Genomic DNA, 24,407 nt, shown 5'->3' on the forward strand with positions numbered 1-24,407 from the left:
GTTTCGCACGGCTGAAGCCCTGCCAGCCGCAGGAGCAAAAGGCTGGTGGAGCATATCAGCGGCGGATTTGTTTATGAGTAAGCTAGGTAGTGTAGCAAGGCAGTATCACTGTAACTTTATTTTCTATAACATCCGTAAATACACAACGGAAAGTGCTTCGTTGGAAGCCCATCCTTTCTGATGATAGTAGTCGATTTTGGTCGCTTCCGCGCGCGCACAACACCCGTAAACTCAGGTGGGGCAGGTGGCCGTTTTCAATTGCTGGCGCAACGGGCCATTATTTCCTTTAGCGTAATTCGGTATGAGCGAAGGTGCAGAGTTGGTAAACAGTGAGGAGCGGTTTCGGTCCTTGTTCGAGCACAACCTAGACGTAATTTTATTCCAAGACCGTGAGGGCGTTATCTGGGATGTGAATGAGGCTTTCCTGACTTTATTGAACCGCCCGAAAGAAGAGGTGGTGGGGCGGCCCGTTTCAGCTTTCTTGCCGCTCGCGCTCGTCCCGGTATTTCACGAGAAGCTGCAACAGGCCTTTGCTGGCACGCGCGTGCAGTTCGACGTAGCTGTGCAGTTTGAGGGCGCCGAACCTAGGGTGCTGAATATCTCCAAAGTGCCGTTGTGGGTAGCTGGGGCTGTGGAAGGCGTGCACATGGTAGGGCGCGACATTACCGACCTAACCGCCTCGCACCAGCTGATTGAGCAGCAAGCCCAAAAGCTTAATACCATCTTTGAAAGCATCACCGATGCGCTCTTCCTCATTGATTGGAACTGGCATTTCGTGCACCTCAACCACGAGGTAGAGCGGCTGCTGCACGTAGAGCGAGCCCAACTTCTAGGGAAGAACATCTGGGACGTATTCCCAGAGGAAGTGAACGGCGCCTTCTACCAGCAGTACTACCAAGCCATGAATACCGGCAAGGCGGTGCACTTTGAGGCGTACTACGCGGCGCAGCAGTTGTGGCTTGAGGTTAAGGCTTTTCCCTCAGAAGAAGGTCTGTCGGTGTATTTTTCTGACATTACGCGCCGTATAGAGGCGCAAGCTAGCCAAGAAAAGCTCACCCAAGACCTGTACCGGCACAACCAGGACTTACAGCAGTTTACCTACTTGGTTTCTCACAACCTGCGGGCGCCCCTAACCAACGCCCTAGGCCTAGCGCGGCTGTTGCAAGCCGAGGATGCCGCGCAGCAAGAAACGCTGACCTACCTAGAGACTAGCTTAGAGCAGCTCGACGTGGTGCTGCAAGACATGAACACCATCCTTTCCGTGCGCGACAAGCAGGACGTGGCCGCGCCCGAGTCGTTGCTGCTCACCGACGTGCTAGGTCAGGTGCTGCACAGCTTGCAGGAGCTGGTGCAGCAAGCCGGCGCTTCGGTCGTGCTGGATCTGCCGTCCGATTTGCGCGTGCACGGCAACCGCGCCTATTTGTATAGCATCTTTTATAACCTGCTCACCAACGCGCTCAAGTACCGTTCGCCTACCCGGCCTTTGCGGATAGCCATTAAGGCAACTCGCCAACCCGAGGGCGAAATGTGCCTTAGCTTTGAAGACAACGGTTCGGGCTTCGACCGGGCCAAGGCGGGCCCCGAAGTGTTTAAGCTCTACAAACGCTTCCATGAAGCTGGGTCGGGCCGGGGCGTCGGATTGTACCTGATCAAAACGCACCTGGAGGCCATGGGAGGCCGAATAGAGGTGCAAAGCCAAGTTGGTGCAGGGACGCAGTTTATCTTGTATCTACCCTAAGTGAGATGTATGCAAACGTTGCTCATTGACGACGATTTTATCAGTGTATTTCTAACCGAAAAATTGCTGAAACGAGAAGGAATGGGGGAGGCTGTGCGCTCGTTTCAGGTGCCGCAGGAGGCGGTGAGCTATCTGCGCCAAACCCTGCCCGACCATCCCCCGGAGCTTATTCTGCTGGACCTCAACATGCCGCTGATGAGCGGTTGGGACGTTTTGGAGGCGCTCAGGCCCTACGAAACCGAGCTGTTGGAGCGGTGCTTTGTTTATATTCTGACCTCCTCTTTGGCCCTGTCCGACACGGCGCGGGCCAAGGAATTTGCGGTCGTGACGGGCCTGATTCACAAACCTCTGGATAGCAATCAGGTTCGCGCCATTCACGCGCAAGTGGTAGAGCGCCGCGCAAACTTGCCCTAGGGTCTTCACTCAAGTAAACCTAGGTGGACAAATTGGCGAGGCGGCGGTGCTATCAGAAGGGCATGTCGGGCGACGCATAGCAATAGCAATGAACAACGACCTGGAATACCACTCAGTGAAACCGGATGCTGCGCTGGCGACCGTGGTTGAAAGCTTCTGGATGCTGAAAACTGGTTCGGGTGTTGGCAAGCCCATCATGCTGCTACCCGATGGCCGAATTGATGTGCTCTTTTCGTACTCCAAAACGGAGCCGTTTCACGTTATGCTGATGGGGCTAGGTAGCGTCGCCGAGCAAACAACGCTCGCAGCCGATACCGTCCTGTTCGCCGTCAGCCTGCGCCTACTGGCCGCCGAATACCTGCTGCAAACGCGCGTGGCCGACATTCTCAACGGAGCCCGACGGCTGCCAGCTACTTTTTGGAACATTGTTCCCGAAGACCTAGCCGACTTCGGGCAGTTCTGTGCCAAGCTGAGCAGTACTTTGCGCGCGTTGGTGCAGCCGGCTATCGACCCGCGCAAACAGCGGCTATCTGAGCTGATTTATGCTTCCGATGGCACGCGGCCAGTGCACGAGTTGGCGGCGCAGGCGAGCTGGAGCAGTCGACAGATCAACCGCTACTTTCAGGAGTATTTCGGTTTAACACTCAAGGCTTATTGCGCCATTCTGCGGTTTCGGGCGGCATTCCCCCAGCTGAAAGCCGGCCGGCTGTTCCCCGAGCAGCACTTCGCCGATCAGGCGCACTTTATTCGGGAAGTACGCCGCTTTGCTGGGGTGCGTCCGAAAGAGCTAGCTCGCAATCAGAACGACCGATTTATTCAATTTTCTGCCTGGGCTGAAGAATAGTTTTGTCTTCGTAGCCATCAACTAACGAAGACTATGCTTCTGACAAATAAGAAAATAGCCATTATCGGCGGCGGGCCGGGGGGCCTCACGCTGGCGCGCCTCCTCCAACAGCAAGGCGTGGCGGTAACGGTGTATGAGCGAGACGTCGACCGCACGGCCCGCCAGCAGGGCGCCACCCTCGACCTGCACGACGAATCGGGCCTGCGCGCCCTCATCGAAGCCGGCTTGCTCGATGCCTTTCAAGCCCACTACCGGCCGGGCGCCGACAAGATCCGCTTGCTCGACGGGCAGGCTGCTATCCTTCACGATCAGCACCAGCAGCCCGATACGCCCACGTTTGGGCACGAGCACTTTCGACCCGAAATCGACCGCGGGCCGTTGCGCGACTTGCTGATCGACTCGCTCGCGCCCAGCACCATCGTTTGGAACAGCCAACTACTAAACCTAGCTCCTACCGCCAACGGCTGGCAACTGCATTTCGCCGGCGCCTATACCGCCTATGCCGACCTCGTCGTCGGGGCTGACGGCGCCAACTCGAAGGTGCGGCCTCTTCTGACGCCACTTAAGCCGTTTTTCACCGGCTATACGGTGGTAGAAGGCAATGTGTACGATGCGGCCCAGCACGCTCCGGCCCTGTGGGCGCTGGTGAAAGGCGGAAAAATATTTGCCCTCGACGGCGAAAAATCGATTATTCTTAGCGCCAAAGGTGACGGGAGCCTAGCCTTCTATACTTGCCAGCGTACCCCCGAAAACTGGGCACAAGAAAGCGGCATCGACTTTCAAAACGTGCAGCAAGTAGCCGCCTGGTTTGCGCACGATTTTGCTACGTGGAGCCCGCTGTGGGGCGAACTGTTTGCTACCGAGGCAGCGTACTTTGTGCTGCGTCCGCAGTACTGCATGCCCCTCGACCAAGAGTGGCCTACGCAATCCACCATCGCCCTGCTCGGCGACGCCGCCCACCTGATGCCACCCTACGCCGGCGAAGGCGTGAACATGGCCATGCTGGATGCGCTGGAGCTAAGCCGCTGTCTAACAGATGGTCGCTTCACAACGCTCCACGGCGCTATTAGTTATTACGAAAAGGAAATGCGCCGTCGTGGTTCCGAAGTGGCTGCTATTTCCATCGAGTCGATGGAGCAGATGCATTCGCCCAACGGCGTAGCCTGGATGCGCCAAGTGGTAGCGTGACAGTATTCTAATGCCATAGCTAGGTCCGATCAGCCCCGCACGATAGAACGAAAACAGGCTACGGGCTGCTAGCCTAGGCTAGCCCTAGGCATACGAACTTCGTTCTAAACGAAATAGCCCAGGGAATGAACCCTGGGCTATCCTGCATCTTAGTTATTCATCTAAGTACTGGTGCACAAACTTAATGGCCATGGAGCCTTCGCCTACGGCCGAGGCCACCCGGGCCATGGCGCCCGCCCGGCCATCGCCGGAGGCAAATACGCCGGGGACACAGGTTTCGAGCAGGTACGGCTCCCGGGGGTGTTTCCAGTGCTTGGCGTAGCGCGGATCGGTTACTAAGTCGCGGCCGGTAAGCAAGTAGCCTTTGTTGTCGAAAAGCACCGTGCCATTGAGCCATTCGGTGCTCGGTTTGGCCCCGATAAAGACAAACAAGGCCCGCGCCTTGCGTACTTCGCGCTGCCCGTTAATGCTCAACACCAGCTCCTCTAAGTGGTCTTGGCCACACACTTCCTTCACTTGCGTGAAAGACATAATCTCAATGTTCGACGTTTGCCGGATCTGCTCGATCAGGTACGCCGACATGGAGGCCGCCAGCGTTTCGCCCCGAATGACAATGTACACTTGCCGGGCGTAAGCTGCTAGGTACATCGCCGCTTGTCCCGCCGAGTTGCCTCCGCCTACGATGTACACGTCGCCTTTGTCGCAGGAACGGGCCTCGGTACGGGCGGCGCCATAGTAGACCCCCGCCCCGCTGAGGCGGTCGATGCCAGGAATGTCGAGCGTACGGTAGCTAACACCTAGGGTAAGTACCACGGCTTTGGTACGCACCTCGCTGCCGTTGGCTAGGGTCAGAACTTTATAATAGCCATCCTGGATGCACATACTGGTGACTTCCTGCGCCAGGAATTCCGCCCCGAGCCGCAGGGCCTGCGACCAAGCACGGTGAGTCAGCTCACTACCGCTCACGCCTGTGGGAAAACCTAGGTAGTTCTCGATGCGGGAGCTGGTACCAGCTTGACCACCAGGGAGGTTGCGCTCCACTAGTAGTGTTTTTAATCCTTCGGAAGCGCCATACACAGCGGCGGCCAAGCCCGACGGCCCAGCGCCCACCACCACCACATCGTACAGATCGGCCGACGCGTGCGAGGCGAGACCTAGCTTCGCCGCAATCGCGCCGCGCTCCGGATGGGCCAGGGCCTCGCCGTCCTCGCTGATGACTAACGGCAGATCGGCGGTCGTGAAGCCCGTGCTATTGAGTAGGATCTGCGCCTCGGGGTTTGTTTCCACATCCAGCCACTCGAAAGGTACCATGTAGCCGGCCAGGAAATCCTTGACCTCGTGGGAAAGCGGCGACCATTGAAAGCCAATAACGCGCACGCCCTGAAACCTAGGTTTGTAGGTTGCCTGCCAGGCGTCCAGCAAGTCGTGGAGCGTGGGGTAGAGCAGCTGCTGGGGCGGGTCCCAGGGCTTGAGCAAGTAGTAGTCGAGCTGGGCTTGGTTGATGGCCCGGATGGCGGCTTCAGTATCGGCATAAGCTGTGAGCAGCACGCGCTTAGTGTTGGGGAAGAGCGTGCGCGTCTTCTCCAGCAGCTCAACGCCTTCCATACCCGGCATGCGTTGGTCGGCCAAAACCAAAGCTAGCGGCTCGGCTCGCACATTAAGCTCTTTAATAATTTCCAGCGCCTCGGCGCCGGAGCTGGCGCGGATGACGCGGTAGTCGCGGCGAAACTCGCTGCGGAGGTCCCGATCTATGGCGCTCAGCACCTGCGGGTCGTCATCGACGGCTAGGAGAACGGGTTTTTTCATGGTGAAGAGAATAGAGCAGCGTTGTGGAAGGAAAGGTGTGCGGGTGCAAGTCTACGCTACGGGCAGCCAAGCACAAAACTCGGTGTGGCCCGGCGTCGATTGCACCTCCAGGCGGCCATTGTGGTTGCGGATGGTGCGCTGGGCAATATCCAAACCTAGGCCTGTGCCGTCGCCGGCTTGCTTGGTGGTGAAAAAGGGTTCGAAGATGCGCGATAAGATTTCGGCCGGAATGCCAGGACCGTTATCGACAATAAAAACGCGCACGAAGTCGCCTTCCCGGCGCGTGCGCAACGTGATGGTGCCGCCCTCGGGTAAGGCGTCGAGCGCATTGTCGATTAAGTTCGTCCATACTTGGTTCAGGCTGCTGACCTGCCCGCAGATCATAGGCAGATCGGGAGCGTAGTCGCGCACGAGCTGAATGTTCTTGTTGCGCAGCTGGTAGCTGAACATGTTGAGCGTGCTCTCCAGGCCGCTTACCACATCTAGCGAGGCCATGTCGGAGCCCCGGTCCATGTGCGAATACGTCTTTACATTGTTGACCAGCGTGCTGATGCGGGAGCTAGCTTCCTGCACGTCGCAGACCAAGTGGTAAGTGGTGAGTTGCCCTTCCAGCCAAGCCAGGGCGGCAGGTAGCACCTCAACGGGCAGGTCGGCAGCGACGGGCTTGAGCTGGTCGAGGGCTAGGCCGGCATCAATTAAGCCGCCGGCCAGTTGGTAACCATCAGGCACGCCTTGCTCTTCTAGCCAATCGGCTAGCTCATCTTCTAAGTCGGCGCGCTGCAACGCCGAGGGCCGCGTTTGGGGTTCCGTGCTGCAAGCCGCCTGCGCTAGGTTCATGAGGGCTTCCAGCGACTCAGGGGTAGGGCAGTGGCGCACCAAGCTCAGGAGCAAGGCTGGCTTGGTCGCGGCCCGATCGGCTAGGGCTTCGGCGGCCCGGGCAATGGCTGCGGCCGGGTTGTTCAGCTCGTGCGCCAAGCCGGCCGAAAGCTTGCCTAGCGCCCGTAGCTTCTCGTCGCGCTCCTGGCCCCGAGCCTCCTCTCGTACCCGGTCGCTCATGAGGCCTACCAGCCGCTGCACCAGCTCAGGGCTTACACGTTCGAGTTCCGGGAAAAAGTTGCGGTGCAGAGCGTACATGACGGTCTGGCCAACGGCAGCGCCGTAGTTGGACAAGGTTTGTAGGCGCGAATACGGCAGCACGCCGCTTACTTGCCCCGTCTCAATGCGGAAGTAGGGCTCTCGGTGGCCATTCTGGGTACGAAAAAATTGGACGCCTCCTTGCACGAAAGCTGTTAGGTACTCGGCCGGATCACCGGGCTGCACAATGGAAGCATCGGGCGCGTAGTCGCGACGCTCGCCATTCATCAATAGCCAGTCTATTGTTTCAAGGGGCAGCCCTTGAAACGTTGTGATGGTCAGTAGCTCTTCTCGGGTCAGGTTGGCAGGCATACGTACGGAGTAGCTGGGTTCTGGTATCAATCAATATACACTACTAGCGCCGGACTCAAGGTAGAGAGCCTGCCTAGGGGGCGACTAGCAGCCGTGCAAAGTGTTGCGTTCGAGCAGTAGGGCTGCACGGTTGGCTGCGTAAAATAACTAGGTATCTACCACAAAAAAGCCTCTCCCAAATGGGAGAGGCTTTTTCAACGTTTTGCTACCGTACGCTTATTGCTTCAGCAGACGCTTAGTGAGGTGTACCGAGTTGCTGTTGATGACAACTAGGTAAGCGCCCGCCGGTAAGTTCTGCACATGAAGGAGGTGCGTAGCGCCACCAGCTAGCTGCTGCGTGCTCAGGATTCGGCCAGCGGCGTCGAGTAAAGTCACGGAGTAGTTGCCTGCTGGCACCTGCGTTAGGTCGAGCGTAGTTTGGTCAACAGCCGGGTTCGGGTAGAGCTCCATGGCAACCGTTGCCACTGCCGAGAACTGCACCGTGCGCACAGGCGAGAAAGACTCGGTGCTGTCGGTGTCTACTTGGCGCAAACGGTAATAAAGCTGTTGTCCGGCGCGAGCGGCGGCTTTATCAACAAAGCTGTAGGTGTGCACGGTGTTGGTCGAGCCGTTGCCAGCTACCGTGCCTACGGCGGTGAAGTACTGTCCGTCCAAGGAGCGCTCTACTACGAAGTGGTCATTGTTCTTCTCCGAAGCCGTTGTCCAGGCTAGCACAGCATCGTTCACTTTGGCCGTGGCGGTGAAAGCTGTCAACTCAACCGGTAGCGGTACCGAGCCGATGGTGAAGCTCTGGATGATGCTGTTGGTGCCACCATTCACGTCCGTCGTACTAACAGTTACGGAGTAGGTTCCTGCCTTCAGCTTGGTGCGGTCAGACACGAACAGTTGGCCTGTGGTTGTATTCAGACTCACGCCGAGCGCTGCCAATTGTGTAGCCGTGAGCGAAGAAGTTGCAGCCAGTACAGCGTTTGTGCCTGTAGTTGGTAACCCGTTGCTCGCACCAGCGAGCAGAGCGCCTGTGGTCGTATTGTACACGAGAGACGAGCTACCCGAGGTAACGTAGCGAGCACCGTTCAAGTCGGTGATATACGTCAGCACGTCGTTGTTCTGGTATGGCGCAACCCCGCCTTTGGTCGGCGTAGCAGCGTACGTCGAGTTCTGATCAGTGCCTACCTGAATCGTATACATGGCCGTGTTCGAAGTAGCCGCTACGCTAGCGTTATCGGTAGCTGTGTAGCTGAAGAAGGCATTGCCCACGAAACCAATAGTTGGTAGGTAACGCAGCTGGCTAGCTGACGTAGCCGTCAGCACAGTGGTCGTTGTAACGGCAGTGGTGCCATCTGCTAGATAGAGTGTACCCGAAGTAGGCAGCGCTGTAATCCGGTAGGTTAGCGTGTTGTTGTCGGCGTCGGTACCTACCAATGGCGAGATAAGCATAGCTTTGGTGGCCGTATTACCCTCCGGTGATTGAACGCTGTTTACGACGTTATACGCTACTGGCGCCCGGTTGCTAATCGTGTTAACGCTAGCGGAGTTGTTGTCCGGGTCCGTATCAACGTCTGATGTCACAGCACCTGCTACCGTTACCAAAGTAGGCGTAGAAGGCGTGGTGAACGATACGTAGTTCGTTACGGCATTGGCCTGACCACCTGCCAACGAGGCAATAGCAGGGAAGGTAATTGTCGTAACCCCATTCAGGGTGCTAACCGAGCTACCAGCCGGATACGTCAGGTCGGTTACTGTGCTAGGTACCGTCACCGTCTGCACCACGTTGGTGGAAGGTGACGCCGTGCTAACGTTGGAAGTTGTTACAGCATACGTCACTTTCGAGCTAGGTGCTACTGAAGCAGGACCGCTGATGCTGGTAGTAGCATTCGCCTGCGACGTTACGTTCACCGTAGCCAAAGCTGTGTTGTTGCTCAATGCCCCGTCGGAAGTGGCCGACGTAATGGCGGCTACGGCCTTGATCGGACCTGAAGCCGGAGCCGTGAAGCTCACCGTGTACGTACCAATCACGGCGGCACCGCCCGCGACGGTAGCTACTGTTGGGTATGTCACGATGCCCGTATTAGGGTCGTAGTTGCCGCTGCTCGACACCAGAACGTCCGTCAGACCAGGTACTAGAACAATCTGCGGTACCACGTTGGTAGCGGTGCCCGTACCTAGGTTGTTGAAAGTAGCCGTCAGCGTAGTCGCAGCGTTAGCATTCACCGACGTTGTGGCAGGCGTGAAGGTTGCCACTTGCAGGTCAGCGGTAGCAGTAGTAGCAGCTACCGGAGTGGTAGCTACACCAGCGTAGTTGTTGTCGAGGTTTGTGTCGTAGCTGGTAGTAGTTACCCGAGCTACGCCCGTGAGTTGAGCCACGTCGGGCATCGTTACCGCCACTTCGTTCGAGAGGCTAGCTCCGCTGGCTAGTGCATTCACCACCGGGAACGTCACCAGACCAGTTGCGTTGTCATACGTGCCGGTGTTCGTGCCACCAGGGAATGTGACGTTGGCAGCGCCTAGGCCAGCGGGTAGTTGCAGCGTAGGGGCTACGCTCGTTGCCGTTGCCGCGCCTTTGTTGGTCGTGCTTACTACGTAGAACACTTGGTTGCCTACTACTGCCGAAGCCGGCGTCGTTGCACTGATCGTTATATCAGCAGCAGGCGTCACAGTAGTGAGCACCGTAGCGGTGTTGTTAGCAATAGTAGTTTCCGCGGTGCTCGAGCTAACAAAAGCCACTGGGCTGAAGCTGCTCATGCTGGCTGGTGCCGTGAATGAAATAGTATTCGTCTGCGTGAAGCCCGTGGCTAGCGGATCGGCGAAGCTAATGGTCAGAACGCCCGAAGTAGCGTCGTATTGGGTGCTGTTAGCTGCTACACCATTAAGCTGTATAGAGGTCAGGCCTGCGGGCAACTGTACTTTTTGTACCACGCCATTGGCGGTAGCACTACCGTTGTTGGCTGTCGTTACCGTGTAGGTTAATGTCTGACCGGGCAGCGCCACTACCGGACCAGCTAGCGTGGTAGCTACGTCTGTTACCGGTGTCACTTCAACTTTCGCCTCTGCTACGTTGTCGTTGGGTACTAGATCGGCATTCGAGGTGCTCACCGTAGCCGTAGCCAGAACGAAGCCTTGTTGCGGTGCGGCAAACGTAACGGTGTACGTTTGGCTACTGCCCACGGCTAGGTTCGAGGTTAATGCGGGGAAGGTCAGCAAGCCAGTAGCTGGGTTATACGTACCACCGCCTAGGTTGCTGAATGCCAAGCCAGTTGGTAATGCTACCATTTCCTGCACACCGGCCGCAGCACCTGGGCCAGCATTGTTAGCCGTAATGGTCAACGTGATGTTAGCACCCGCTGCTACGCTCGTCGCGGAAGGCGTGATGGTCGTATATACGTTGGTCGCTGCGCCTGTGCCCGTAGCGGTCGTAACCGTGGGGCGCGTGGTGGCACCATTCAGCTGCGCCGTGTTGTTGTTCGTGCCAGCTATCGGCGAATTCAGGTCACCGGCATTGCTGTTGGTCAGGCCAGAAGTCACAACGGCTACTGGCGCCAGAAAGCTGCTGCTAGGTGCTACGAAGCTAATGGTGTTCATTTGTGACTGACCCGCTGCTAGCGTGCTGATAGCCGGGAAGGTTACCGTAGTCGTGTTAGCACTCGAGTTGAACGCCGCCGTGCCCCCATTAGAGGCATAGATGCCCGTTACGTTGCCGGGGAGCGTCACCGTCTGGATCACGTTAGTTGCTGGCGATACCGAATTGGCATTAACCGATGGGCCCACGTTGCTGGTCACGATGGTGTAGGTAACCTCGTTGCCAGCCGTTACGCTGCTCGGACCGTTGATTGCCGTCGTCACATCAAAACGCGGTGCAATAGTCGTCGGTACGGTAGCAGTGTTGTCGGAGGTAATCGTTTCCGTGCCGCCGTTGCCGCTGATATTAGCCGTTACAATCAGTGGGTCCGTAACCGGAGCTGGGAATACAACCGCCGTTGTGGTCGTACCCGTACCGGCCATTAAGTTACCAATAGTCAAGGTCAGCAGGCCAGTGCTCTGGTTGTAATTGCCGGTCGGGAAGGTAATAACGCCGTTGTTCAGTGTACCCGTGCTACCGCCGACAGTGAAGCCAGTAATTATAAGGCCTGCTGGTAGTTGCACGGTTTCTACCACGTTCGTAGCGGCCACCGAGCCAGGATTGCTGGAGGTTACATTGTACGTCACCGAAGCACCCGCATTAGCCGATGATGGGCCTGAAAGCGAGGTAGCTAGGTTGAAGGTGGTCCCTTTTACCTCTACCGAAATATATGCGATGTTCGATACCGTGCCCGAAGTGTTTTTCACGGTATAGGGTATTGTGGCAATGCCCACGAAACCAGCAGCGGGCGTGAAGGTCACGTTGCCGCTAGCATCTACCGCGAAGACGCCCTGCGAAGTAGGAACGGCCGTGCCAAGCGTCACGGTTGTGGGGTCGATGGTGCCGCTCGGCGTGTCGTTTGTCGTTACGGCCGTAGTACCCGTGAAGGTATAAGCCGTGCCAGGCATAGTCGTGGCAAAGTCGTTGTTGGCGACCGGGGCCTGTAGCACAGGTGCGTTCCCCGAGAATTCGGAAGTGCCGCGCTCCGTGGCCGAGGTAGAGGTGATGGTCGCCGTTGCCGTCAGCTTGACGCCGCTAGCAGCCAATGCGGCTTGTTGTGCCGAAGTCAGCGAAGCAAGCGGAATCGAGAAAGAGAAGCGGTTTTGACCTGTCTCTGTTCCCTGATAGAAACCGTTGACCGTTGCGTTGCTTTGTCCGTAGCTGCCGGTGATGGCATCTAGGTCCGCGGTTGACCCTTCAGTGCGTGAGAACAGATAAGCGGAGCCCTGGCCAAAGTTGGCACCAATTGCGTTGAGCGACGCTGCATTCTGGGTGGCAATAAAAAATTCCAGCAAGGCACCCGTTTTAGCGAAGCCCGTCAGCAACAGGTTGCCATTGCGGATGGTAGCCGTTGCGATAACAGGATAGTTCAACAAGCCGTTGGCACCCGTGTCCGTGTCGCTGTTGTCATTGTACGACACAAAAGGAGAGGAACCAGCGGGCAGGCTATTATTGGTTGTTTCTAAATCAATGCCGATGTTACCCGTCGTCACGTTGCCGTTGGAAGCGACGCTGCCGTTACCGCTGATCGAGTTCATCGACAGCACGTTGTTGCTCGTGTTAGTCGTGGTGCTAGTCGTCGTGGTGCCGTTCGTGACGGCAATACCAGCGCCGATGTTGTTGGTAATAATGTTCTGACTAACCGTGTTATCGCTGCCGAACAACCGAACACCAGCATTTTCACCGTTGGCGCGGCCATTGTTCGTGATGGTGTTGCCCGTCAGAGCGTTGCCACCAGATGAACCATACATATCTACACCTGCGCCGAAGTTGTCAAGAACGTAATTGCCGGTGATAATCGTAGCCGAGCTATTCTCGATATCAATGCCGTCGAGGTTGTCAGCGCCGATACTGTTGTTGCGGATTTCATTGTTGCGAATAACAACGCCTGTCGAGCCGGCTTCTACACCAATGCCTTTACCCCGAGCGTAGCCAATCAGGTTGTTCTGCACAATGCTAGCTGTAGCGCCAGTAGTAGTGCCATTGCCTTTGCCACTGATGATGCGAAGGTTGTCGCCCGTACCCGAAGAAGTGGTGCTGTAAGCTAGGCTAGCGGCAGTAGCAGAAATGCCCAAAAAGTTGCTTTCAATCAGGAAACCAGTGACGTTGCCAACCCGCACGTTTGCGTTGTTGTCGTCGTTGGTTGCGGTGCCAAAACCTAGCACCGATAAGCCACGCAGGAGTGTACCAGCTGCTTGTACATCAAGACCAATGTTGACGGCCGTAGACGTTGTGCTCTGAATTTGCACTTCCGGTTTGTTTACCACCATTAGAGCTAGCTCGTCACCCGTGTTGGCAATGCCATCGGGGCCAACCCCTACGGTACCTGCCGTGCCAAGCGTGCCCGTGTTGGTATTACCAATATTCGCGGTCTGTGTCGAGCCATCAATAGCAGTATTTGCATCCGTGAGAGCCGGTAATGCACTCGTGGGTCTGATAAGTGCTACCCCGTTGGTCAGTTGCGAAGCTGGACCGCCGTTGTTGCTAGCCAATAGACCAGCATGAGCCGCTCCATCCGGAACCATAAAGATAGACACCTCACTCCCGGCTACCTGACCCGTTTGAGCTAGGCCTGAATTGCTGAGGGCGTTGGCATTCGTAATGAATTGACGCAACGAGCCTTGGCCTCCATCATTCGTGTTCGTCACCACGTCGAAGTTGAAACCGAAGTCAGGGCCCACTGTTGCTGCACCACTGCTGGTTATTGTCGCAATAGATTGAGGAGTGACAGTCCCTGTGCTTAGTCCCGACAACGTCTGCGTACCCGAGTTGGCAGCAGCATCCGTGTATGAAGGGTTCTCACCTCCAACGCGGGTTGTGGTGCCATTGTACGTCTGGACAGGGGTGAGAGTCGTAGTATAGCCTGCACGCGAAGAAGATACGGTACTGTTGACGACGCGAATGGTGTAAGTGCCATTGATGATGTTGAACGTATATTTTCCGGTAGCATCAGTCGTCGTCGTTCTAGCCAGTGCTCCAGAGCTGTTGTAGAGCTCAACGGTGGCATTCGGGCGGCCTGCAGCACCAGTGGTAGTGCTTGGCCGGCCAGCGCCACCTCCGTAGTTTACATCCTCAAACACTACCCCACTAATCGTAGAAGCTACGGGAATCGTGTAGGTAGCAGCCGTTTGAGCAGTCCGTCCGGCGTTGTCCGTCACCGTGTACGGGAAGGTTGCAGTACCTGTGTAGCCGGCTGTTGGAGTAAAAGTCAGGAGATTCAGCTGGCTTGAGGGAATAGCTTGTCCGGCTACTACAGCTGTGCCGTTAAAACGCAATACCCCGGCCGTTGCAGCCGGCAGGGTTATAATATTATAATAGGCTAACGTACCATCTGTATCTGTACCCGATAGATTGGGCGACAATACTGCCGCCGCAGAAGAAATAGGTAATGTTGTGTTGGTGATGTTGTTAGCTACCGGTGCGTTGTTAGCTGCGGCGGGGCCGGCACACAAAGCGGAAGATGGAACTACTTGACGAGTAATGCCAGCAGCGGTACTGGCGTATTCAAACTTTAGAATGTTATCGCCGCCTTCTTCCGCATACAGAATCAGGATGTCGTGAAAGCCTGCCGTTAAGGTAACTGTGAAAGACCTTTCGCTTGCGCTGTGCGCGCCACCGTTGCTGATGGATGCATTTGTAGCGCTAGGCGTAGTTGCCAACGCTGGGTTATCAATCCACATGTACGAGGCATCATCGGAGGTCAGGTAGAAAGTATAGCTACCCGTTACTGGAATGTTGATGCTTCCGCGGTAGCGTGCACTGAAGTTATCTGGGTTGGTAGCCGTACCTGATGAGTATACAGTAACCGGAAAGCTGTTCGTGGTAAAGTTTACCGTCAAGTCGTTGCGACGCTGGGGCGCAGTACGTTGAAAAAACGTAATAGCACTCGCATTGAAGCCTGCTTCCTGGTAGAAAGTCGTGCGGTAGTACTCGGCAGTTAAGCCGTTAGAAGTTGTGCTATTGTCCAGAAAGGAAGGTTGACACTGTGCCCAACCTACTGTTCTGCCCAAAGCGGTCCAAGCTAAGAGTAGGACAACAAAACGTAAAGTTGTTTTCATGCTATAACTAATGGGAATAAAGGGATGACGAGTAGGTTGGCACGCTATGCTCAATTTGGGAAAAAAGCAGAATCAATTATGGTGCAAACCTGCCTTAGTGTTGAGCTGTAAATGATATAATTCGACGAATGATAGTCTGTACTCGACCAAAGATGACTGTTTAATTGGTGAATAAACGAGGATAGTTTTTATTCAAATTATTGAATATAGCCGCCTACAGCTGTGTTTTCATTTATAGACAGAAAATTCTTGTTAAGGGAAAATTTAAACAGGCTTGTCTTTGTATATGAATGCATCTAATAAATTATTGTATTATTTTATTATGGAGCAATGTGTAATTGTTTAAAATCAATTTGGATTATTTAATTATAAAAGTTGACAAAATATCTGCAACACGAAAAGAGCCCCACCAATTTTGGTGGGGCTCTTTTCGTGGTAAACTAAATTCAGTGGATGGCTACTGCTTTAGTAAACGCTTCGTGATGTGAGTGTCTTTGCCATTGATCAGAATGAGGTAAGCACCACTAGGCAATTGTTGCACCTGAAGCACATGGACCCTGCCACCGTCCAACGACTGCGTTGTTATTGAACGGCCACCTAGGTCGACCAAAGACACCGTGTACGTACCAGCTGGCAACGTGCGCAGATCTAAGCTAGTTTCTGTAACCGCGGGGTTCGGATACAGGCTTACATTCACTTGATTCGGAGCTGTTGTGAAAGCCACCGTGCGTACCGGAGAGTAGGCTACTGTCCCGTCTGCGTCTACTTGCTTAAGTCGGTAGTAAAGCGTCTGGCCTAGCTGGGCCGCACGAGCATCGATCAGGCTATACTCGTGTGCGGCAGTGCTAGTACCCTGACCTTTTACCGTACCTACAGTCTCAAACGTAACACCATCAAGCGACCGTTCTACCTCGAAGTGGTCATTGTCTTTCTCCGAAGCCGTTGTCCAAGCTAGCACTGCATCGTTGCCCTTTGCAGTAGCTGCGAAAGCCGTTAGCTCGACGGGAAGCGGGACGCTGCCAATCGTGAAGGTTACGGGTTGGGTGTTAGTGCCGCCATTGACATCTACTGTGGTGATGGTTACCGTATACGTGCCGCTTCTTAGCAGAGCCCGGTTAGAGACGGTAACAGCACCCGTAGTAGAATTAACGGTTACGCCAGCTGGCAATGCATTGCTACCCGAAGCCAGTGCCGCTGAGCGCACACCGATGTCGGTGATGGCTTGGGGTGAAGCTGCATTGTAGGTGCCACCGTTCGCGTCGAATGCGTTACTGATGATGTCGCCATTCTGGTAGGGGTTGTTGCCTCCTTTTGGCGTAGTGTTCGTGTACACCGAGTTTACATCTTGGCCAACAGGGATGAGGTAAGTGGCTGGCAGCGACGTAGCCCCAACAGCATCCGTAGCTGTATAAGTGAATGACGCATTGCCCACATAACTGGCCGCTGGATCAAACGTCAACTTCGCAATATCGGCTAGGGTGATGGTAGCACCTGGTGCCAACGCAGTTGTACCGTTGTACAGAATACCTTGCGAGCTGCTCGGAAGGGTCGCGATGGTATACGTCTTGATATCCGTATTGCCATCTGCGTCCGTCGCGCTTAGCGAGGAAAGTAGCAGCGGACCAGCCGTGTTACCTTCTGGCGACTGCAACGTATTGATCACGTTGGCCGCTACCGGCGCACGGTTGTTTGTTGTGGCCGTGTTCTGAGTTGAAGTATTGTTACCCGTCGTGCCATTGTCGCCAGTAGCCCTCACGTTGCTTACGACGGCGAAGCTTGTGCTAGGTGCCGTGAAGCTGATCGTGTTGGTTACCGTATTAACATCGCCGGGGTTAATGGTCGAGGGCACTGGTATAGAAACCGTAGCGCCTGAAGCTACCGTGATAGGCGCGCCACCATTTAGAGAATAACTCGTTACGCCTGCTGGCAGAGTCACCGTTTGGGTTACGTTTGTAGCGGGCGAAACACTGTTGTTACGCGTCACTACCGAGTAATTCACGGTGTTACCGGCTATGGTAGTTGCCGGACCTGTTAGGCTGGTGGCAACGTCCACATTTGGGGTAACAGTCACTTTAACGACGGTCGTGTTGTCGGCAGTTGTCGGGTCCGATTCGTTGCCACGCACTGCTGCTACGGCTACCAACGGGTCAATGCTAGGTGCTTTGCTTACCGTGATGGTATTGGTCACAGCGCCCGTAGCACCTGTGTTCGGGATGCTCGTGCTCGGGAAAACCACTAAACCAGTTACGTTGTCGTAGCTACCACTGCCTGTTACTACCACCGTGCCCCCATTGCTGGTGAGGCCCGCTGGTAGCTGCACGGTTTGTACCACACCCGTTGCCGTACCTGTGCTGGTTGCGGCGTTAGTCGTCGTGACGGTGAAGGTTACTGGTTGACCAGCCGTTTGCGTAACAACATTAGACGTGAGTGTCGTCGTCAGGTCGTTCTGCGCCGTCGTAGCAGGCTGTATTGTAGTCGCGAGGCTGGCCGTATTGTTACCTACAGTTGGATCAGTGGTGCCCGTTACAGTTGCCGTCGCGACGGGTACCAGTACGTTGGTATTAGCTGGCGCATTGAGGGTGATCGTACCAGAAATGGCGGCATCATTACCGGCACTCTGGTTGATCTGGGCGGGGAAGCGGACAATACCATCAGCGCTGTTGTAGCCGGAGGTAGTGGAGTTGGCTAGTACGTTGCCAGCCGCATCGCGCACCACGACTCCAGTTAAGCCCGTTGGCAACTGCACGGTAGTTGTGACACTAGCTGCGACGGAGCCTCCGTTGTTAGTAGTAGTCACAGCATACGTGAGCGGGTTGCCCGCGACGATGGTGCTAGGGCCCGTGAGTCTTACCTGCACATCAGCGCTAGCCATCATGGTTGTCGTAACCAGCGCTGTGTTGTTAACCAGGCTCGTCTCGGCCGAGTTGGTTGTCACAGTCGCGATGTTCACCAAGCTAGCACCAGCATTAGCGGGTGCCGTGTAGGCAATCGTGTTGGTAACGGAGCTGCCGCCTGCCGCCGACGTAATAGCGGAGAAGGCCACGACACCCGTGCTGGCGTTGTAAGTAGCACCATTCGCATACGTGGCTACGTCGCCATTCACCGAGCTAGGTGCATTGCCACCAATGGTTACGGCGTTGGTGCCACTCGTAGCGAGGCCCGCTGCAATATTGACGGTCTGGATTACATTACCAGCAGGAGCTAGGCCAGTGTTGGTCGTCGTGACGGTATACGTCAGGCGCTGACCAGGCATTGCGGAAGTAGGACCGCTCAACGCTGTCGTCACATCCGTTGCAGCTGAGTTCACCGTTACCTGGGCTGTTGCTACGTTGTCGGCAAGTACATTGTCCTGGGTCGTAGCGCTTACATCAGCCGTTGCGGTGACGACTCCCGAAGCAGGCGCGACAAAAGTGATAGAATAAGTATTGTTGTTAGCCGCCCCTGCGTTTTGCGAAGGCACAGACTTGAACGTAACGATGCCAGTGCTGGAATCATACGTTGCGCCGTTGGCATAGGTAGCTATTGTGCCCGAAACAGATGTTGGGGCTGCCCCACCAATTTTAACAACGTTGACGTCAGCGGGAGCAGTTGGCAAACCCGTGGGAATGGCCACACGCGTCACAACATCCGTTGCCGGATCTTTGCCAGCATTGCCTTCCGTTACAATGAACGTAAGAGCAGAGCCTGCGCTAATGCTAGCCGCCGATGACGTCACCGTCACAAACGTGTTGGCGTTGGTAGTCGTTACAGGCGGAGCCGTCACGCTGGTATTCACCGAGGCCGTGTTGTTGCCCGTGTTCGCATCAACCGGTGACGAGGCCACGCGGGCACCGACCGAGTAGTTGCTGCTCGGGGCGGTGAAGCTAACCGTGTTGTTGACCGTCTGACCAGCGGCGAGCGACGTAATAGCCGGGAATGTTACAACGCGTAGCGTGGCATCGTAGGTTGCGCCACCAGTTACGAACACGTTGGAAGCACCAACCGGTAGTGTCACTGTCTGCGTCACGTTAGGTGCCGCTGAGCTGGTGCCGCTGTTCGTCGTTGATACGTTATAGAGCACTTGATTGCCCGCCGTGATAGTTGCCGGACCGCTGATAGCCGTCGTGACGTCATACACGGCATTTGTGTTGTTGGTAGCCGTTGCCATGTTGTTGGCCGTTTGTCCCGCTTCGTTCGATGTTGTGCTGATCGAAGCTGTGGCTACCACCGCTGCCGTAGTCGGCTGAGTGTAGGTGATGGTAGAGCTAACTAGTTGCCCACTCGTGAGCGTGGTGAGGCTCGTGTACGTTACTAGGCCAGTCGTATTATTGTACGAGCCGACCGTGCCTGTAAAGTTTACCGTACCTAGGCCGGCGGGAAGTTGTACTGTCGCCACGACGCCATTTGCTGTCTGGGGGCCTGTAGCGCTCAGGTTAGTGAAGTTCACCGTAAACGTTCCCTGTCCGCCTGCGCTCACCGGACCGTTGCCCGAGATGGTGGTCGCTACATCGGCAACCGAATTCACGGTGGGGGTAAGCGTAGATTGATCAGGAGCAGCATTCACTCCTTGGCCCGACGTAGTTGTTATTGCGCTGTTCATGGGCGCAGCGCCCGTAGTGGTTGGGGCCGTGAAGGCAAAGTTAAACGAGTTGGTAACGCCACCGGCCAGTGTTGTTGTGTTGCCAGTGAAATACAACACGCGCGTGCTAGAGTCGTAAGTCGTGCCTGGATATGCGGCTTGGATCGTGCTCAGCTGAGTAGCCGTAAGTGTGGCGCCTACCGGCAGCGTTACTCGCTGCGTTACACCGTCGGCCGAGTTCGGGCCGTTGTTGGTGAAAGTAGCTAGGTACGTGCCCGAAGGCTGACCAGCATTTAGCGTAGCCGGACCTGTGAGGGTTGTTGTTACATCCGAGGCGCAAACCGAGCCCGTTGCGCTATTCGCAATGCTGCTGCTGATTTGAGTGTTTGCGACGCCTACCAAGCCACCCGTTGCACCGAAGGCCGTGCTGCCCGTGGTTGTGCCGTTAGCGCCACTCGAAACCGAAGTGCCCTTCACGGCGCCGTTGGCTAAGACAACGCCACCACCACCGCCACCGCCAGGTCCGTGAGGGCCGGCGGTACCACCGGTGTTGGTTCCACCGTCGCTGCCATTGGCCGTGAGCGTGACGTTTGTCAAACCAGCAGTGTTCGTCGCCGTGACTAGGATAGAGCCACCGGCGCCACCACCGCCCCCGCCGTCGTCTGCCACGGTGGTGTTGGGTGCCGCGCCGCTCGCAATGAGAGAGCCGCTACCCGTAATAGAGCCGGTACGTAGGATGATGATGCCACCACCCGCTTTGCCACTGCTGGCAAAGCCATTATTGGGTGTTCCGGTGCCATTGTTGGTAGTGCCAGCACCACCGCCGCCACCTAGGACAAGGCGGTTGCTGCTAACTACCGCGAAGTTGGCGCCAGGTTCGCCGCCAATAGCTAGGTTACTGAAGAAGTTATTGCCGCCGCGGCCACCAGCGCCACCATTGGCACCGCCGCCACCGCCGCTGTTATCGATGTTGTTGTTACCACCACCACCAGCGTTGCCAGGGGCACCACGGCTAGCGCTGCCGCCGTTTGGGTAGCCATCCGTATTCGTGTCCAACACGGCAGTGCCTGTGTTTACATAGCGAGGAGTACCAGCGGTGCCTTCACCCTTTTGCGCATTGTAGTCAGAAGCTGTCGTCGTGACGTAAGACGCATCGTTGCCAGTAACAGTCGATTGAATACGACCAGCCCCACCGCGGAAACCAGCACCCGTTGCGTCGAGGTTGAAGGTGCCTAGGCTCGTCTGGCCCGCTACGTCTATCACGAGGATACCACCCGTGGAACCGTTCCAAGGGCTAGGCGTGATGGTAGCACCTAGGGTAAGATTACCGTACTGCGGTACACGAATCACTTGGAAGCGCCGCTGACCCGTAGTAGTGGTTGCGGCGGCATTCTGGTAGCCGAACTTCAGTCCATTAACCAGTTGAATTGTGCCGCCACTAGCAGCCGTCACGGTGTTAGCCGCCACTACATATTCGTACTGACCTGCGATGAAGTTTGCGTTGTTTAGGTTGCCATTGGCTGCGCCACCTGCTACACCGTCGCCGTACGCATCGTTGTTGCTGTTATCGATGTCAGCCCCCTGCATCTGGATAACCAGCAGAAGGTCGCCGGCCGTGATGTCGGTTTGAGCGCCAGCGGCAGCGTTTACCTGAATCGACTTTGCACCAGCATTTAGAGTCTGGGTGGTAATGCTAGGATAGTAAGCATCAGGGTTAACCGCCAAACCGACAACGTTGCCTTCTTTACCTGGCGTAGCACAAGCTGCTGCAATGCCACTGGCTCCCGTTGCTGTTACCGGAATGGTGTACGTAGCCGGTGTAGCATCTTTCTGCCCTTGGTCGTCGGTTACGGTGTACGTGAAATTAACCGGGCCACTGTAGGTTACTGCCGGAATAAAGGAAAGCTGAGTAGCCTGCGTCGGCGTCAGGACCAGTCCAGGGAAGTTGGTCGTATTCAGAATAGTGCCGTTGACGTAGAGTGTGCCTTGGGCAGAAGGGGGTAGGGCTGTAATCGTGTACGACTGCACCGTGCCATCGACTGCTGCGCTGAGGTTATTGATAGCTGTGGCGCCGATGCCGGCGGGTAAGCTAGCATTCGTGATGTCGTTGGCTACTGGGTCCAAGCGGCACCAGGTCATTTGATCGATGCCAATACCCGCAGCAGCACCATCGTTGCCCGCTCCAACGTTCTGATACGTTATAGTTAAGCTCTTAATAGGGCTAGGAAAGTAAGCTATTACTGTTCCATCTACGTTGCTAGTAGTATTGGCAGTACCAGTTGCCACGTTGCCGCTGGTCGCTACAATAGCTGAGTTGCTGTTGACCTTTGATAAAGAAGGCAGGACAGTAGTAGTACCGTCATTACCGGTAAAGATGACCCGGTCAATAAACCCAGCACCAATATCGATGTCTTGTATTCGTACGGTGAAGTTTGATACTAGGCGAGAAAAGGTATACGTGACGGAAGAGCTGTTGGTACTATTTGCGGAGTAGTCAACGCTCCAGAGTAAGGATTGCACTCCGTTCAAAGTGCCTGTGCTGAACGAGTTGGTGAAATTGGCGCCAGGGTTGTAATCCACAGTGCCAACCTGGGTTACAGAAGAGCCAGTAGGAACTCCCTCAGCAGTGCGATTCCGCCAATCTTCTCCCGCGGCGCGCGTGCTATAGTTGAGAGTGGTAGTTACCGTGCAAGGCGCTACGTGCTGCAATGGAACAGTGAAGGTGGCGGCCGTAGCCGAAGTCAGATTCTCGTCGTCTTTTACAGTATAGCTAAACTGGGCGCTGGTACCCGTATAGCCCGCTGCCGGATCGAAGCGCAAGCTGGCTGCCTGGGTAGCGTTCAGCACTTGGCCGTTAGTTACAGGCAGGTAGGTAGAGCCCGTAGAGTTATAGTAAAGCACACCCTGCGAGTTAGGCGGAATAGCCGTAATGGTATATGACTGCACTATGCCATCGACGGAGGAGCTTAGGGGATCAAGGGTAACTTGGCCGGCCGTGCTGGGCAGGGTAGCGGAGTTTGTCACGCTGTTGGCCACTGGCGCTAGGCGGCACCAGGTCATATCTACAATGCCAATAATCTGCTGATCAGGGTTGGCTAGAGCCGGGTTACCATTGTTGAAGGTAATGGTAAGCGTGGTGATAGGGCGGGGGAAATATGCCCAGACCGTCGCATTGGCCGTGCTGTTGCCCGTAGCGGTAGCCCCTACAATGGTTATACCACCAGCAGAGGTAAGGGTTGGCGTTACCGAAGAGGTGCCGTTCGCTCCAGCAAATGCTACTTGGTCCGTGTAATCTGTAGCGAGCAAGCCCGACTGCGAATTAATATTATTTACTTCTACACTGAAGTCAGATACAGGTCGGCTAAAGTTGAACCGTATGGAGTTACTACCGTTTGCAGTGGAGAAGTCGTTGGTCCATACCAATACTCCTTGGTTGTTCAGTGAGCCTATCTGCAGCGAACCAGCCGTGTTATTGAACGTGTAGTTGCTGGTCCCGATTTTAGTAGGACCATTGGCGCTCGGTAGGCTTTCTTGCGCCCGTGCTTTCCAATCTTCCCCAGTTGTGCGATCTGCAAATGCGAACGTAACGGAAGCTGTTGTGCAGGGGTCAGAAGCAGATGTTACCAGTACTTTGCGTGTGCTGGTGTTATTTTCCGTTGGATCACTGCTCGCCGTTTCGGCTGAGATGGTAGCAGTGTTGTTATACTCCGAAGCAGTTACCGGCGCCGTGTACGTGTACGTGAACGAGCTGCTGCTACCAGCATTCAAGGTGCCGACGGTCGGCCACGTAATCGTATTAGTGGTAGCGGAATAGTTGCCACCACCAGCGTTGGTTACCACCGCACCGGCTGGTACCGTTACTTGCCGCACGACGTTGGAAGCCGCCACATCCGGTCCGTTGTTGCCGAACTGTACGGTATAGGTGAGACTTTGTCCGGCCACTGAGTTGTCAGGTGCCGTTGTAAATTGAGTATATAAGTCGGCCTGCGCGCACCAGCTAATGGAGTTGATGCCAATTGTTTGCAAGCGTGCGGTGTTGCCAGCGGCCGCCGAGTTATTGTAATACAGAACCAGCTTGGTCACACCGGCAGGCATGGTTGCGGCTAGGTTGCCAGCGGTATTACCAGCTGCTACGTTGCCACCTTTGCCTCGTACTCTACCGCCGCTCACGTACTCGTTGTTGGCGCTGGTAGTGAAGTTGGCACTAGTCAGCGTAGCGGGCGTAGTACTGCCATTGACGTAAGCTTCAAATACTAAATCGTCAATGAAGTTAACGTCCGAGTCAACGTCCTGAAACTGGAAAGTTAGGTTGTTGACCGGACGCGTGAAGGTGAGCGTAACGGAGGCGCTATTAGCACCGTTGACGTTCTGGTTATCCTGCTGCCAAACGAGCGATTGGCCACTCAGATTACCGTTCGTACCCACCGAGAAAACGTTTGTCTGGCCACCTGGTACGGTGCTGGTGTAGCCGCTGTAGGTAAACGAGGTACCATTTACCGTTCGGGTTCTCGTTCGTTCATCACCTGTGGTGCTCGTGTTAGTATAGTTCAGCGTGCTTGTTGTCGTGCACACCTGCGCCCAAGCAGGTGGAAGCCCTAAAGGAATTAGGGCTAGCAAAAGCCCTAAAAATCGTAAAGCTGCTTTCATAAGATAGAAGTGGGAGATTATGAGAGTTGAGTAGTGGCAGGTTTGAGGTGAATAGGGGTGAGTTCTATTTTGGGAAGTGATAGTAGCTTCCT

General features: G+C 55.6%; 8 protein-coding genes. 4 read left to right on the plus strand and 4 right to left on the minus strand.

What is annotated here, in order from left to right:
- The first annotated feature begins 301 nt into the window (after positions 1-301).
- From BXP70_RS03665 to BXP70_RS03680, 4 genes are all read left to right on the plus strand, one after another.
- On the plus strand, positions 302-1,738 hold the full coding sequence (locus BXP70_RS03665) for a sensor histidine kinase (protein WP_086592683.1): 1,437 nt from the start codon (positions 302-304) through the stop codon (positions 1,736-1,738).
- Positions 1,739-1,747: 9 nt separating this feature from the next.
- Positions 1,748-2,152, plus strand: coding sequence for a response regulator (locus tag BXP70_RS03670; RefSeq protein WP_086592684.1), 405 nt, complete (start codon positions 1,748-1,750; stop codon positions 2,150-2,152).
- 88 nt (positions 2,153-2,240) lie between these two features.
- On the plus strand, positions 2,241-2,996 hold the full coding sequence (locus BXP70_RS03675; protein WP_086592685.1) for a helix-turn-helix domain-containing protein: 756 nt from the start codon (positions 2,241-2,243) through the stop codon (positions 2,994-2,996).
- A gap of 33 nt (positions 2,997-3,029) precedes the next feature.
- Positions 3,030-4,184 (plus strand): FAD-dependent oxidoreductase, encoded by a 1,155-nt coding sequence (locus BXP70_RS03680; RefSeq protein ID WP_086592686.1) that lies wholly within the window; start codon positions 3,030-3,032, stop codon positions 4,182-4,184.
- Between the two features lie 153 nt (positions 4,185-4,337).
- Here the strand turns inward: BXP70_RS03680 and BXP70_RS30900 are convergent, their stop codons facing one another.
- From BXP70_RS30900 to BXP70_RS03700, 4 genes are all read right to left on the minus strand, one after another.
- Complete coding sequence (locus BXP70_RS30900) at positions 4,338-5,990, minus strand: FAD-dependent oxidoreductase (protein ID WP_086592687.1); 1,653 nt, start codon at positions 5,988-5,990, stop codon at positions 4,338-4,340.
- A 51-nt stretch (positions 5,991-6,041) separates the two neighbouring features.
- Positions 6,042-7,436, minus strand: a complete 1,395-nt coding sequence (locus BXP70_RS03690) for a sensor histidine kinase (RefSeq protein ID WP_086592688.1) — start codon at positions 7,434-7,436, stop codon at positions 6,042-6,044.
- 216 nt (positions 7,437-7,652) lie between these two features.
- Entirely contained in the window at positions 7,653-15,062 is a 7,410-nt protein-coding gene (locus BXP70_RS03695; RefSeq protein ID WP_179197573.1) for an Ig-like domain-containing protein, read from the minus strand.
- A gap of 505 nt (positions 15,063-15,567) precedes the next feature.
- Positions 15,568-24,315: a T9SS type A sorting domain-containing protein gene (locus BXP70_RS03700; RefSeq protein WP_086592690.1), complete on the minus strand. Its 8,748-nt coding sequence runs from the start codon at positions 24,313-24,315 to the stop codon at positions 15,568-15,570.
- Positions 24,316-24,407 lie beyond the last annotated feature (92 nt).

This window comes from Hymenobacter crusticola (genome assembly GCF_002154225.1).
Lineage (GTDB): Bacteria > Bacteroidota > Bacteroidia > Cytophagales > Hymenobacteraceae > Hymenobacter > Hymenobacter crusticola.